The organism is Pseudomonas sp. GW821-FHT07B01, assembly GCF_059419065.1.
Window position 1 is genome coordinate 32652 of record NZ_JBWKRA010000030.1, and the last position, 13928, is coordinate 46579.

10 protein-coding genes are annotated in these 13928 nt (G+C 62.5%); all 10 read right to left on the reverse strand.

Going from position 1 to position 13928, the window contains the following annotated elements; genetic code table 11:
- Positions 1–1341, reverse strand: coding sequence for a poly-beta-1,6-N-acetyl-D-glucosamine synthase (pgaC, locus tag AC07S6_RS24570; protein ID WP_495113231.1), 1341 nt, complete (start codon positions 1339–1341; stop codon positions 1–3).
- Positions 1342–1343: 2 nt separating this feature from the next.
- Positions 1344–3341: a poly-beta-1,6-N-acetyl-D-glucosamine N-deacetylase PgaB gene (pgaB, locus tag AC07S6_RS24575; RefSeq protein ID WP_495113232.1), complete on the reverse strand. Its 1998-nt coding sequence runs from the start codon at positions 3339–3341 to the stop codon at positions 1344–1346.
- A 12-nt stretch (positions 3342–3353) separates the two neighbouring features.
- Entirely contained in the window at positions 3354–5834 is a 2481-nt protein-coding gene (gene pgaA, locus AC07S6_RS24580; RefSeq protein WP_495113233.1) for a poly-beta-1,6 N-acetyl-D-glucosamine export porin PgaA, read from the reverse strand.
- A 336-nt stretch (positions 5835–6170) separates the two neighbouring features.
- Entirely contained in the window at positions 6171–7667 is a 1497-nt protein-coding gene (locus AC07S6_RS24585) for a YdgA family protein (protein ID WP_003187474.1), read from the reverse strand.
- Positions 7668–7814: 147 nt separating this feature from the next.
- Positions 7815–8447 carry an NADH:ubiquinone oxidoreductase subunit N gene (locus AC07S6_RS24590; protein ID WP_495113234.1) on the reverse strand — a complete coding sequence of 211 codons (633 nt, stop codon included), beginning with the start codon at positions 8445–8447 and terminating at the stop codon, positions 7815–7817.
- Between the two features lie 81 nt (positions 8448–8528).
- A complete protein-coding gene (locus AC07S6_RS24595; protein WP_014716387.1) occupies positions 8529–9971 on the reverse strand; it encodes an efflux transporter outer membrane subunit in 1443 nt (480 codons plus the stop codon).
- Positions 9968–10858 (reverse strand): efflux RND transporter periplasmic adaptor subunit, encoded by an 891-nt coding sequence (locus AC07S6_RS24600; RefSeq protein ID WP_014716386.1) that lies wholly within the window; start codon positions 10856–10858, stop codon positions 9968–9970. Before AC07S6_RS24600 ends, AC07S6_RS24595 begins: the two co-directional genes overlap by 4 nt.
- Positions 10855–11064 (reverse strand): DUF1656 domain-containing protein, encoded by a 210-nt coding sequence (locus AC07S6_RS24605; RefSeq protein WP_003187469.1) that lies wholly within the window; start codon positions 11062–11064, stop codon positions 10855–10857. Before AC07S6_RS24605 ends, AC07S6_RS24600 begins: the two co-directional genes overlap by 4 nt.
- Positions 11061–13139, reverse strand: coding sequence for an FUSC family protein (locus AC07S6_RS24610; protein ID WP_495113235.1), 2079 nt, complete (start codon positions 13137–13139; stop codon positions 11061–11063). The genes AC07S6_RS24605 and AC07S6_RS24610 overlap by 4 nt, the downstream gene beginning before the upstream one ends.
- Positions 13136–13555 carry a MarR family winged helix-turn-helix transcriptional regulator gene (locus AC07S6_RS24615; protein ID WP_003187465.1) on the reverse strand — a complete coding sequence of 140 codons (420 nt, stop codon included), beginning with the start codon at positions 13553–13555 and terminating at the stop codon, positions 13136–13138. The genes AC07S6_RS24610 and AC07S6_RS24615 overlap by 4 nt, the downstream gene beginning before the upstream one ends.
- Between the last annotated feature and the right edge of the window lie 373 nt (positions 13556–13928).

Consider the following 13928-nt stretch of genomic DNA (forward strand, 5'->3'; position numbering starts at 1 on the left):
TCACGCCTCCTCTTGAGCAGGTTTGATACCGCGGTCCGGGCTGACCCAGCGTGCGCGTTTCTGATGCTGGTTGAACAACACCTTGGGAAAGCTGACCAGGGTGGTGAACAGGCTCACCAGCCAGAACACCATCGGGTACCACACGGTCCAGAACAGGGTTTTCCACAGGTCTTTTTCGTAGCGCCGGTCGATCAGGATGCTCACCGCAAACTGCAACAGACACACCATGGCGAGCACCAGCCCGGTAAACGCGGGCGGCACCAAAGAGCTCACGGTGATCGCCGCCGGCAGCGTGACGAATTTACCCACGGCCCAGAAGATCACCGACAGCAGGAAGGTGAAGGCCCAACCGGTAGACAGGCAGTACTCGAACAGCAGCGGCCACAGGTAGCGGTGGCGCCATTGCCAGATACCACGGATGTTCTTGAACAGCACTTCGGCGCCACCCTGGGCCCAACGCAGGCGTTGTTTCCACAGGCCGCCGACGGTTTCGGGCATGAGGATCCAGCACAGGGCGCGCGGCTCGTAGAAGATCGCCCAGTGATCGAGTTGCAGCTTCCAACTGACATCGATGTCCTCGGTGATCATGTCGGTGCTCCAGTAGTCGATGCGGTCCAGCGCCTTCTTGCGAAACGCCACCACCACACCGGAGACCGTGAAGATCCGACCGAATACCCGCTGGGTACGCTTGATCAAACCGATGATCGAGGAGAACTCGCCCACCTGCACCCGGCCGATCAGGGTCGAGCGGGTACGAATGCGTGGGTTGCCGGTGACGGCCCCCAGGCGCGGGTTGTCGAGCATCGGCGCGACCATGTAGGCGGCCGCGTTTTTGTCGAGCAAGGCATCGCCGTCGATGCACACCAGGTATTCGCTGCGGGCGGCCACGGCGCCCATGCGCAGGGCCACGGCCTTGCCCTGGTTCTGCGCCAGGTGCAGCACGCGCAGGCGCGGGTGTTGCAACGCCAGGGCATCGAGAACTGCGGCGGTGTTGTCGCTGGAGCCGTCGTTGACGGCGATCACTTCGATGTTCGGGTACACCTGGCCGAGGGCCGCGCCAATGGTGTCAGCGACGTTATCGCCCTCGTTGTAGCAAGGGATGATGATCGAGATCAGCGGCTCGCCGGCCAGGGTCGGCGCCGGCGTGTCTTCTTCCCACGGCCAGTGGCGTTCCCAGTGCAGCCAGAAATACAGGCCACCGGCGATCCACAGCGCCGACATGAACAACGGGTAGAAGAACACGAAGTCCATCAGGAACTGCCCGGTCACCAGGAAGATCAGGCCCAGGGGCAAGCCCAGTACCAGTGCCAACACGAATAGAGCCAGGATTCTGTCAACCATGATCAAGGGTTCCATTGGTTGGAGAGGGCCGGACGGATGGTCTTCAAGTCCGGGGAGTTTTCCAGGAAGTTGTCCGGGTAGTAGCCGAAACTGGTGACGCCCTGGCGTTTGAGTACACCCATCCACTCTGCCAGTTGCTCAGCGCTGATATCCGGTGCGGCCTGGGTGCGCCAGTCTTTGGCTTGCAATTCGAAGATGGTTTTTTGCATCGCGCCGGGGCGCGTCTTGACCGTGGCGATGAGTTTTTCCAGCCAGGCGTTGGAGGTTTTCACTTCCTGGCCTTCCATCAACGGCATGGCCATCGGCGCGGTCCAGTCATAGGCCTGGAGGAAGTCATCGAGGTTCTGCGCGAACCAGGTTTCGCTGCCGGGGTTGAGCATCGGCTCGGCGAAGATATTGCGCGCGGTGAGTACCTGCGGCCCACGGATGGCGCGAACCTTGGCGGTGAGCTCATGGGTGAAGTCGATCAGGTAGCGGCTTTTGAAACGGGTCCAGCGCTGCATCACGGCCGGGTCGGCACGCAGGGCGGCGATGCTGTCCGGCAGGCCTTGGGCCGCATAGGCCTTGAGTGCTGCGGGGCTGGCGTCTTCGAAGTCGTTGAACACCGCATCATCGTGGTAAAGGATGCCGTCAATCGGCCCTACACGCGCCAGGTCTTGGTAGATCTCACCGATGACCTGCCGCACCTTGGGATCAAATGGCGACAGGCGTTTGTATTGATCCGGGTCGGGGCCGATCTGGCCGGTTTTCGGGTCCCAGCGGGTGACACGCGGCAGCTTGGGGTCGAGGGCAAAACTCAGCACCGGCATCCAGGCGTACACACTGGCATGGGCGCGGGTGTGCAACTGCCAGGCGACCCGGTTGAACAGGTCGGCACGCATCGGCAGGTGCCGGTTGGGGAAGTACAGCGAATGCACCAGGCCGTCGCCCTTGGGGTCGGCAAAGGCTTGCAGGAAGACGGTGCCGGCGCCCATGTCCACCACGCGCTGAACCAGCACGTCGAGGTTGCGCGCCTGTTGGGCCGGGTCGGGGTCGTACACGTTGTCCAGGTCTACGTGCAGCACGCGCATCGGCGCTTTGGTCTGCACGGCCGCCATGCTGTTGGCAAAATGCTCGCCGTCCGGGTCGGAGGCCACCAGAAAGCGCGGGCTGTTCATCAGGTTGCCGAGGTCATCGAGCCCGTCTTCCAGGGTCAGCGCCATCTCGTAGCCGTGCTCGCCGACTACCGCCAACGAGGTGCCATCGGCCGCCCCATACGGCCACACCCACACACGCGGCGCCTTGCCGGTGACGGTACGGATTTTGTTCGAAATCGCGGCGACGTCAGCCCGCATACGCGCCTGGAACTGCGCTTCGCTTTCGTAGCCGTTGGTCTTGGGATCAAAACTTCGCGTGGTGGCGGCCGGTTCCAGGTTGCCCTGGGGGTTGGCGAGGATGCCCTTGTGGTTGGCATCGGTGTGGGCGGCAATTTCCACCAGGCCGGATTGGGACACTTCGCGAATCTGCTGCCACGTCAGGAATTCTCCACGTGGCCGTGGTGTACCGGCAAAATCCACCGGTTGATTCAACGGCGTGTCGATCCAGGACCCCACCGGGGCCAACAGAGCCGGCCAGTGATAAGCACGCAGAATCGGCATCACGCGGGTGTAGAAGCTGGAATAACCGTCATCGAAGCTGAGCATCACCGCCTTGGGTGGCAATGCCGGGCCGCCGCGCCGGGCCGCCAGGATCTGATCGACGCTGACCGCCTGGTAGCCATTCTCCCGCAGCCACGCCAGCTGCTCGATCAAACGCTCGGTGCGCACCGCCACCACGGCTTGATCGGGGTCGCGATCCTCTACGTCGTGATAGGCAATGCCCAGGAAGTGGTTCTTCGGCCACGGCGCTTCGTTGGGCGCTATCGGCCGTTCGGCGGGTGGAGTGTAGGGCGCGGGTTGTTGGGCGCAGGCGGCGGCCAGCATTACACCCAGGACCAACAAGCAACGGCTGAGGACGGTCATGGTCAGGCTCTTTTAGAAACGGTAAGTGAGGTCGACGAGCAGGCGCAGATCGCGTTCGCGATCACCGTCATAAGGTCGGCTGATCAGGCTGAGGTTGGCGCCCATTTCCAGTACGTCATTCCAGCGATAGCGTTGGCCGTAGCCAATCAGGCCAATACCGCCGGTGGAGTAGTCACGCTGGCTGTAGGTACCCGCGCCGATTTGGAACTGCTGACTCCACTGGGTTTCGTAGCGGTGATAGAGCACGTGATTGACGTTGATCATGGGCAACACCGTGAAGTCCGACTTCGGGTTGAAGTACACGGTGTCTTCCTTGCTGTTGCGGCTGGCGCCCACTTCCAGGCCCAGGTCCACTTGCACATGGGGCGAGCTGTATAGGCCTTCGCGGCCGGTGAGCAAGGCTTCGAAGCGGTCGTTGCCGTCGCTGAAATGGGACGGGCTGAGGGTCAGTTTCCACTCGCGGCTTTCGTTGGCGCGCCAGCGGATAAAACCGCTGCCGCCGTTGGCTGTGACACCGTCATTCAGAGCCCGCAACGGCGTGGTGCTGAGCAAATAACCAAGGCTGCCGCCGTATTGCCAGTGGTCGTTGATGTCGCGGGCAATCGACACGCTGGCGCCTTGCTTGGAACCGTCGCCATAGGAATGGTTGGACACTTCGGCTTCGATGGTCATGTCACGGGTGCGACGCTCCACGCCCACGCGCTGCCAGCGATGTTGGCCAGTGCCCTCCTGGAAGTCGGCGGTGGCATAGCCGGCACCGGCGAACAGGCGCCAATCTTCGTCGATGGGAGGGGTGTAGATCACGCTTTCAATGCCCCAGTCTCGGCTGCCGGAGACGGCACCAGCGTCGTTGTTATTGCCGCCACCGTAGCTCTTGCCGGTGTAGGCCTCGACACGCAACTCGGCCATGTCGTGCACATCGCGCAGGCGGCTCAGGCGCTGCACCTGACGGTTGTCCGGGTTACGGGCGAGCACGTCGTTGGTGAGCGCGTCCATCTGCCGCCATTCTTGCAAGTCCATGGCGGTATAGGCCTGGGAGACTTCCAGGCCGATATCGCGGGGAGCCTGGGTTTCGGTTTCCTTGAGCGTGCCTTCGGCGCGACGCGGCCAGTCGCGGGCGCGGTACATGTCGGCCTGGGCCAGGCGCAGACCCACGTTGCCCGGTGCCTTGGCCACCAGCGCTTCCAGGCTGGCCTCGCTGCCGGGCAAGTCACCGCCATAGGTACCGGCCTGGGCGGATAATTGTTGGGCGTCCATCCAGTTGTCATTGGGGTTACCAATGGGCAAGCCCTTGAGCTCAACGCGGGGGTTTTGCTCCTTGGCCAGGTTGTTGGCGACCTGGCGGGCCTCTTCGACCTTGTCGCTTTCCAACAAGGCGTAGAACAGCGCCGTACTGTCATCGACCCGATAGCTGGCATCGGTGTCGGGGGCGGTCAGTACCTGGCGGTACAACGGCTCGGCCTTTTCCGGCTGGCGCTGTTCCAGGTAAGACCCGGCGACCCAACGCAACGCGTAGGTAGGTAGTTGCACGCCTTCGCCGGTGAGGGTCTGGTAATCGCGGATCACCTCGGCATGCCGTGCTCGCGCCTTGAGCGCGCCCAGGCGGTCAATGCGCCAGCGGATGACATCGTCCTTGGCTGTGGCGTCCGGCGCCCAGCGGCTGATCAGTTTGTCGTAGTCCTGCAGGGCACGGTCTGCGATGACGTAGCGTTCCTTCTCGCTGCGCGTGGCGAACTCAGCCATGCGCACACGCTCGGCGGCAAGGTCACCTTCGAGGCGGCGCTGGGTGACGGCGTCCACCAACCCCGGGCGCTTGGACGAGAGGCGCAGTGCCGGCTCCGGCAGCCGCGCCTTTTGCAGGGCAACGATGTATTCACGGGCCACTTCGGGTTTGTCACCGGCGCGGATAAAGGCTTGGTCGAATTCGAACAGCGCGTCGTAGTTCAGGCCGGCACGTGTCAGCGCATATCCCAGGGCCATGCGGCGGTTGGGGTCATTGGGTTGGGCCGCCACCAGCGTGCGCAGGCGTTGCACCGCCTCGTTGGCTTTGCCGCCATCGGCCTGGGTGAGGGCCTGGCCCAGTTGCAGGTCGACGTTATTGGGTTCACGCAGCAGCGCCTGGCGATAGACCGCTTCGGCCTGAGCCCACTGCTTTTGATTGCGATAAGTGCGCGCCACCGTGGCGAGTGCCTGGATGGTGAGGTTGCGATGCTTGCCTTGCGCCTCGTAAACCTGGAGCACTTCGGCGTCTTGCCCGGCCCAGCCGGCGATCACCAGGTGGTCGCTGACCTGGCCTGGGGTCTGGCGTTCGGCGGAGAGTTGGCGCAGTTGGGTCAGCGCCGGCGTGAAGTGACCGTTGCGGGCCTGGATGATCAGGGCGTCGTAGGCAGGGTCGGCAAATGCAAGGCCTGGGACCAGCAATTGGCTGCACAGTGCGGCTCCGATAAGCAGACGCAACCGGCCTGAGGCACTGTAGGGGTGGTTTCGCAGCATGTCGTGAGCTTCCTTACACACGGAAAGCTCTAACGATAGATGGTCCTGAACGAAACGCTTCAGGGTGTCGGCGTCTCGGGGCCCGACCTAGCTTTCCTGTAGGAACTATCCCTTAGGGAAGTAGGGGGAAGCACAATTCAGAACAATTGTTCAGAATTGTACGATCGCGATTTTTTGCCCTCACACAAAACAAAAGTGGGAGCCTGGTTTGTGTGGGAGCCGGGCTTGCCCGCGATGCAGGCACCTCGGTCGTTCAGCCAGACCGGGGCGATGCTATCGTAGGCAAGCCAGCTCCCACACAAGCCAGCTCCCACATTTTTTTATCGCATTTCAGGTTTATTGGGCGCCGCTGACCGCACCGGCTTTGGACATCACAAAGCTGAGGAACTGCTCAACGGTCATCTTCTGGCCGTTGAAGGTCACCTCGTTGTTGGCGTAGTGCAGCTTGGAAACCACGTCGGTGCCCACCAGGGTCGCCAGTTGAGTACCGACCGCCATGCTGCTGACCATCTCGGCCGCCATCTGCGATTGCTGTTCGATGGCTTGCGGGTCGGTCACGCCGCCCACCTGGGCTTGCAGGGCCGCCACGTCGCTGATCATCGGCTTGGACAGGGTCAGGTTGGCATCCAGCAGCGAGACCATTTGCTTGCCCAGTTCAACCGGCGGCAGCTCCATGGACGTTGGCTTGGTCAGGTCCACCACCAGGTTGAACTTGCTTTCGCCACGGGTGGTTTTGAGCGACAAGTTTTCCACGGCCAGTTGCGGCTTGGCGGCCAGCACCTGGTTGACATTGGCTTCAGCCAGGGCTTGCTCGGCTTCGGTCATTTGCAGCTCCGGCACCGGTTGACCGGCAGCAGCGGCAGCTTGCACCGGTTGCATCTTGTCCTGGTAGAGCTTGGTCAGCACCAGCATCGCCGGAATGTCGACGTTCTTCATGCTCACGGCCATGGCGGCCGAGCCTACCGCTTTGCCCTGGTAGCCGATCTCGTCGATCTTGTAGTCGACGCGGCCAGCCAGGTTGTTGTCCTTGGTTTCGCTGGAGTCTTTCTGCTCGAAACCCTTGAGGGTCAGCACGGCTTTCTGCGGGCCGAAGGTGACCTTGGTGTCGGTCAGCTCCACAGTGTTCTGGCCGGTGTAGAAACCGAAGGTGGTTTTTTCCAGGTTGCTGGCGACGGTCAGGCCGGCCAGCTCCGCTTCGAACGGTGCGCCTTCGGCGTCCACTGCGGCAACCTTGAGGCTGTTCATGAAGCCTTCGGCCTTGACCTTCTGGCCTTCGGCGCTGCTGTCGAAGTTGAGGTTGGCGCCGGAGAAGCTCACCGAGGAAGTGGCGTCCTTGAACTCCAGGGGCAGCAATTCGATGTTGCCGCTGACCGAACGGCTATAGCCGATATTCGCCACGCCTTTGAGCGGCGACACGTCTTTGCTGGCGGCGAACCATTTTTCGGTGGTGGGGTTCTTTTCCAGTTCGTAGTGACTGGTGGCCATGACCGGCAACCACTTGAGGGTCACCAGGCGCGAGAACGGCAGCGGGCCGTGTTCGATATGGTCGACGAACAGCAATTCGGGGTTCGGGTTGTCTTCGCCGAACACGCTGCCTTGGCCTTTGAGGCGATAGTGCGCGGTGCTGCTGAACACGCCACGGTCCAGGGACACCAGCTCCAGGGTCACGCTGCCATCGACGCCGGCCATGGAGGTCTGCAGTTCTTTATTGGCGCTCTGGATAGCGGTTTGCAGGACCGGCTCCAGTTGTTTACCGGTGTACCAGGCACCGCCCGCACTGACGGCGCCGACGGCGACAACAAAACCCAAGAAAACAACGGCTGGCTTATTCATGAAGTGACCTGATCAAATCCTGTGAGAAGTGGGCTGTCTTCCTTGAACCCCTGAGGGGATTGGCTCAAGCCCGCCGAAAACGGGGGAAGATTAGCACTGGCGGGCGTAAACGGCCCAACCTTTCAGAGGGATCAGTTCAGCAGGAGTTCAGGAGTACTCCTGTTCGACTTCATCCAGTTGGTGATCAAAACTCTTCAAGCGTGCGGTCCAGGTGTACACCAGCACCTCGAACTCGCGATGTATCACGGCATTGCCAGGGGTGTCGGCCTTGGGGTCGCAAAAGTCCAGCTGGTAGCGCTCGCGGGCCATTTGCGTGGCCACGTCGGACAATTCCCGCGCGTTATCCAGCCAGTGCCTACCGTCGGCAACCTGCCGATCCAGCAGCACACATTGTTTTTTCAGGACTTCGAGGCTTTTTTCCAGCGGCGTGCCGGTGAGGTCGCCCATGACTTCCTGGAACGTGCGCCCCGGCTGCCAGTAACTGCCCCAGAAATAGCGGTCGAACACGGTTTCGACGCGGCGCAGGGCGACCTTGGTGTCCCAGATCGCCACGCGGGTCTTGCCCTGCTCGAGGAGTTTTTTCTTCACCCGCTGGTTTTGATACGACGCCCAGGCCACCACGCCGATGGACAAGGTGCCGATCACCAGGCAGGCGCTGTCGAGGAACACCATCGCCTTGTCGAATTGATGGGCGAGCATGACGCCGTAAAAATACGCGGCCGATAACAAAACCAGTGCGAAGAGCACGCACCAGAAAGCGGGAGCATAAGGGTTTTTCATTCTTGGAATCCCCATGAGCAAACGCGAGCTTTGTCGGGTGAGGCGCCAGCGGGCCTCACCCAAGAAAGCATAGCAATCACCTCACGGTTTGCCGGGTTTTTGCCCTTGCGTTCGTCCGCTTTCCCAACCGCCGCCCAGGGCCAGGAACAGGTCGATCTGGCTCATGGCAACCTGGGTGTTGGCCGCCGCCAATTGCGCACGCATATCGGTGTAGGTGCGCGTGGCTTGCAGGTCGGCCAGGAAGGATTCGCGGCCGGCCTGAAAGAAGCGGTGGGTCTGGCCCGCCGCTTCTCGGGCCGACTGTTCGGCGTCGGCCAGGGCGTCGCGGCGTTGCAACACGGCGGTGTATTGGGCCAGGCCGGTCTGGGTTTCGCGGATGGCGTTGAGCACCACGCCGTCGAAGTGGGCCAGGGCGCCCTGGGTCGCGGCTTCGGCTTCATGCACGCGGGCGCGGGCGCCGTTGGTCGGTACAGTCCAGCTGATCATCGGGCCAAAGCCCCAGCGGTTGGTGGCAGGCGTGCCGAGGTTTTCCAGCAAGCCGACGGTGCCGACCGTGGCGCCGATGCTGATATCCGGGTACAACGCGCCGGTCGCCACACCGATGCGTGCGGTGGCGGCGGCCAGCTGGCGTTCGGCCTGGCGTACATCGGGACGGCGTTTGAGCAATGTCGCGCCATCGCCTACCGGCAGCAGTTGAGCGATATGCGGCAGCTCAGCGCAGGTGCCCGTGCCGGCTGGCAGTTGGTCGACAGGTTTGGCCAGCAACATCGACAGCCGAAACAGCGCGGCCTGACGCGAGGCTTCATAGCGCGGTATGTCGGCGCGCAGGGATTTGTATTGGGTTTGCGAGCGAGTCACCTGGGTTTCGTCGCCGCGCCCGGCATCCCGCAAGCGCTGGGTCAGTTTGGTGCTCTGGGCTTGCAGGTCGAGGGACTCGTTGGCAATCGCCAGCTCTTCGTTGGCCGCGCACACCTGGGTATAGGAGCGCACCACATCGGCCACCAGGGTGATGCGGGCGATATCCGCCGCAGCCTGGGTGGCGTCGGCGCTGGCCTGGGCGCTTTCGATGCCACGCTGCAAGGTGCCGAACAGGTCGAATTGATAGGACGTGGTAATCCCGACGCTACCGATATTGCCCACCGGGACTTTGTCCGGCAGCAAGAAGGCCTCTCCAGACTCCTGCAAACGCTGGGCCTCGGCCTTGACGCCGGCACTCCAGCCGCCAGCGGATTCGGCCTGCTGCACCTGATAACGGGAGCGCTGCAGGTTGGCGGCGGCCACGCGCAGGTCGGTGTTGGAGGCCATGGCCTGGCGTACCAGTTCGTCCAGGCGCGGGTCTTTGTACAGCTTCCACCAATCCGCCGGCACCGGTGCCGACACCACGTTTTTGCCTTCACCCATGATCGGCCCTTGCAGGTCGCCACGGTTGACTGCGGCCTGTTCCGGCAGTTTGTAATCCGGGCCTACAACTTGGCAGGCCGACAGCAACAACCCCAGGGAAGCGGTTGCCAGAAGCCGCTTCATGGTTTGCCCCCGTCTTTAACTTTGTCGTCAATGATCGACACCGTCGCCGTGCGCCCGGCGATCATGCGAAAGTCCGCCGGCACGTCATCGAAGGCAATGCGCACGGGGATCCGCTGGGCCAGGCGCACCCAACTGAACGCCGGGTTAACGTTGGGCAACAGATTGGAGCCGCTGCTGCGGTCGCGGTCTTCGATACCGGCGACGATGCTCTGCACGTGGCCATGCAGGCGCGCGTTATCGCCGATCACACGGATGTCCACGCCCATGCCGACGTGGATGCCGTCGAGCTTGGTCTCTTCGAAATAGCCGTCGATGTGGAAGGAATTGCTGTCCACCACCGACAGCACCGGGCGCCCGGCGGTGACGAACTCCTGGGTACGCGGTGCGCGGTCGTTGACGTAGCCGTCCACAGGGCTGCGAATCACCGAGCGGTCGAGGTTGAGTTGGGCGGAGTCCACTGTCACTTGCGCTTCGGCCAGGGCCGATTGGGCGCGGGCGACGCGGGACTGGCTCTCTTCCAGTTGCTCGCTGGGCACCAGGTTGCCAAGGCCACGGTTACGCTTGTATTCGCGCTGGGCCTGGGCCAGGGTTTCCTGGCGGTCGGCCACGGCGGCCTGGGCTTGGCGCAGGGCCAGCTTGAAGCGGTCCTGGTCGACGGCGAAGAGCACCTGGCCCTTGGTCACCAACTGGTTGTCGCGCACGTCCACGCGCTGGATCAGCCCGGAAACGTCCGGGGCGATCTGCACGATGTCGGCACGGATGTGGCCGTCACGGGTCCAGGGCGCAAACATGTAGTACATGACCATGCGCCACACAACGACGACCGCGAAACTCACGATCAACAACGTCAGGACGACACGGCCGATAGTCAAAAAAGGTTTTTTCATGTCATCAAATATCGACTGAGTGAGTCCACCGCGCCCAGCAACAGCGCGTACAGCCCCACATTGAACAATGCCCGGTGCCAGACCAGGCGATAGAAGTGCATGCGCGTCAACAGCCCGTGCACCACCAGAAACAACACATAAGTAATGCCCATCAGCACCAGCAGCGTAGGCAGGAACACCCCGCTGATATCCAGGTCACCGATCATAAAGGCGCTCCATCAGGTAACGGCGCTTCCATCTCTGTACCGCCAATGAACTCCACACCGGGCAACAGCGCCAGACGCAGGCCGGCCAAGGCGTGCAGCAGATGCAGGCGCGTGTCGTCTTCGTCTTGCAGGCCCTGGCCATTGAGGGCGCGGCGCGTGCGGTCCAGGGTCATCAGCAGACCGCTGGGCGCGGGCAAGCGTTCACCCGCCTTGAGGCAGGCCTTGAAGTAACCGCCCACGCCTTCCACCACTTGGTTGAGCAACACCCGTGGCACACCGAGGATGCGTGGCGAGTAGGCCAGCAGGTCGAGCAGGTTCAGCGCCACGCGCAGGTCGCGCAGAGCGATGCCGGTGTCCTGGCCGGTGAGGGCCAGGCGCGGCAGGTGTTGCATCAGGCGGTCGAGCATTTGTACGGCCATGTGCCGGTGCTCGGCCAGGGTGGCGGGCTCGGTGAGGCTGACGATGTCGCGCCAGCTGAAACGGGTGAGGCGCTTGGCCGCCAATTCAGCGCCAAAGGGTCGGGCGATCAACGTCCACACGAACGCGAACAGCAGGCCAACGGGCCCGGCCAGGTTGACGTTGGCGAAGTTGAGAAAGTCCGCGTCATAGGCGCCCTGGATGCTGATGAACGAAGAGGTGTTCACCAGCGTCAGCAACATGCCCAGGTAAAACCGTGGCTGCACCGTGAGGGTACCGATGCAAATAAACGGCACGGCGAAGGCCAGCACCAGCATGGGGAAATCATGCAGGTTGGGCAGCACCAGAAACAGATACAGGCTGGCGAACAGCACCGACATGGCGGTCCAGAAAAAGAACCGATAGATCTGCGGCGCCGGATCGTCCATCGAGGCGAAAAAGCTGCAGGCGACGGCGGCAAGGATCACGGCGCTGCCACCATCGGTCCAGCCCAGCAGAATCCACAGCACCGAGGCGACGATGATCGCGGTCACGGTGGAGAACGCCGAGTAGAACATCAGCCCACGGTCGAGGAACGGCGTGAGCCGGCCGAGGCGCCAGTGCCGGTAAACAGCGCGCCAGGTGTCCTGACTTTCGCATTGGATGGCGGCTTGCAGGCTGCGGCAGTCTTGCCACAGGTCGACCCATTCGCCCAGGCGGTACAGCGCGTTGGAGAACAGCAACGTATGACGGTCATCCAGCGCTTCGCCCTGGGGTTGAGCGGCGTCGATCTTGTCGCGCAGCAGGCGCCAGCTTTCCAGTGGCGCGGCTTCGGTGGTGCTTTGCAGCCAGGCGCTGGCTTCTTCCAGCAACGGCGTGAGCTGATCGAGAAACTCCGGCGCCCGGTGCTCAATGGCGTACACCGCATCATCCAATGCGTCGATCACTGGCAGCAGGTGAATCATGCGCCCGCGCAGTTCCTTGGTGTTGCGCACCGTCTGCGGGCGCGCGCCTTCGTGGGGCAGTTGGCCGATCATCAATTCGAGGGTATTGAAAGTGGCGACCATGCCGCCGCGCAGGTTGCTGACCTCTTCGGGGTCGACCTTGCGGCTGAGAAAGCGCTGGCTGTAGACCTGGGCGTCGCTGAACCACTTGGCCACCGAGCCATCGAACACCGGCATCAGGCGCCGGGGCCAGAACATCGCGCCCACCACCGCCGCGACCGCAATGCCGAGGAAGATTTCTTCGGTACGCGCCTCCGCCACATCCCAGACCGCCAAAGGGTTATCCACCACCGGCAGGGCAATCAGCGGCAAGGTGTAGCCGGCCAGCATCAGGGCATAGTTATTCGCGGTGCGCAGGTGCATGGACAAGAACAGCAAGGTGCCCGTCCACAGCGCAATCACCACCACCAGAATGTAGGGTGACTGCACGAACATCGGCACAAACAGCACCGCCGCCGCCGCGCCCATCAAGGTGCCGATGGCGCGGTACAGGGCTTTGGAACTGGTAGGGCCGACAAACGGGCTGGAGACGATATACACCGTGGCCATCGCCCAGTACGGACGCGGCATTTGCATGAGCATGGCGATGTACAGCGCGATCATCGACGCGGCGAAGGTACGCACCCCGTAGAACCAATCGCGGGCAGGCGGGAAGCCGGTAAAAAATCCGTTCAAGACGACACAGCCTCAGCCGCTTCGAAGGCGCGCAGTACGCGCAGTGCGGCTTGCAGATCGTCAGGGGCGATATCTGCCAACACGTCTTTGCGCAGGCGCACCAGTTGCGCTTCCACCGCCTGCACCAACTCACGGCCACGCTCGGTAAGGCTCAGGGCCTTGGCGCGGCGGTCGTGGATGTCTTCGGTGCGGCAGACGTAACCGTCACCGCACAGCCGGTCGAGCAGGCGCACCAGTGATGGGCTTTCCATACCGGAGGCCTGAGCGACCTTGACCTGGTGCACACCGTCGCCCAAGCGACCGATCATCAACAACGGCACGGCGCAGGCTTCGGAGATGCCATAGCTGACCAGCGTGGTCTGGCAGATTTTGCGCCAATTACGGGCGCCCACCACCATGCTGCTGCTGAGGCTCATCTGGAGTTGTTCGAGGGATTGAGGCACTGGATAGTTCGCATACAGTTAGTTTGCTAACTATCAATATGGTGGAGGAAGGGTGTGCCGTCAAGTTTTGAAACAATTTCGCAGATGAGTGGTGGGATGTGGCTTGAGTAAAGCCGGTTTGAGGGTGGGCATCAGCAAATCGCGATATTCGCCATACGACAAACAAAATGTGGGAGCTGGCTTGCCTGCGAAAGCGGTGGTTCAGTTGAATATTCAGGGACTGACACGCCGCCTTCGCGGGCAAGCCCGCTCCCCCATTAGGTCAGCGTCGGCTTCATGCTTGCTGCTCAGCCTGCCCACCCAGACGACGTAGTCTTCCGCGCGGAATTAGTCGCACCCACTCATC

Excerpts from the sequence above, each read along its gene's own strand:
- AC07S6_RS24585 (WP_003187474.1), bottom strand. The coding sequence starts at position 7,667 with ATGAATAAGCCAGCCGTTGTTTTCTTGGGTTTTGTTGTCGCCGTCGGC.
- pgaB (WP_495113232.1), bottom strand. The coding sequence starts at position 3,341 with ATGACCGTCCTCAGCCGTTGCTTGTTGGTCCTGGGTGTAATGCTGGCC.
- AC07S6_RS24595 (WP_014716387.1), bottom strand. The coding sequence starts at position 9,971 with ATGAAGCGGCTTCTGGCAACCGCTTCCCTGGGGTTGTTGCTGTCGGCC.
- pgaA (WP_495113233.1), bottom strand. The coding sequence starts at position 5,834 with ATGCTGCGAAACCACCCCTACAGTGCCTCAGGCCGGTTGCGTCTGCTT.
- AC07S6_RS24615 (WP_003187465.1), bottom strand. The coding sequence starts at position 13,555 with ATGAGCCTCAGCAGCAGCATGGTGGTGGGCGCCCGTAATTGGCGCAAA.
- AC07S6_RS24590 (WP_495113234.1), bottom strand. The coding sequence starts at position 8,447 with ATGAAAAACCCTTATGCTCCCGCTTTCTGGTGCGTGCTCTTCGCACTG.
- pgaC (WP_495113231.1), bottom strand. The coding sequence starts at position 1,341 with ATGGTTGACAGAATCCTGGCTCTATTCGTGTTGGCACTGGTACTGGGC.
- AC07S6_RS24605 (WP_003187469.1), bottom strand. The coding sequence starts at position 11,064 with ATGATCGGTGACCTGGATATCAGCGGGGTGTTCCTGCCTACGCTGCTG.
- AC07S6_RS24600 (WP_014716386.1), bottom strand. The coding sequence starts at position 10,858 with ATGAAAAAACCTTTTTTGACTATCGGCCGTGTCGTCCTGACGTTGTTG.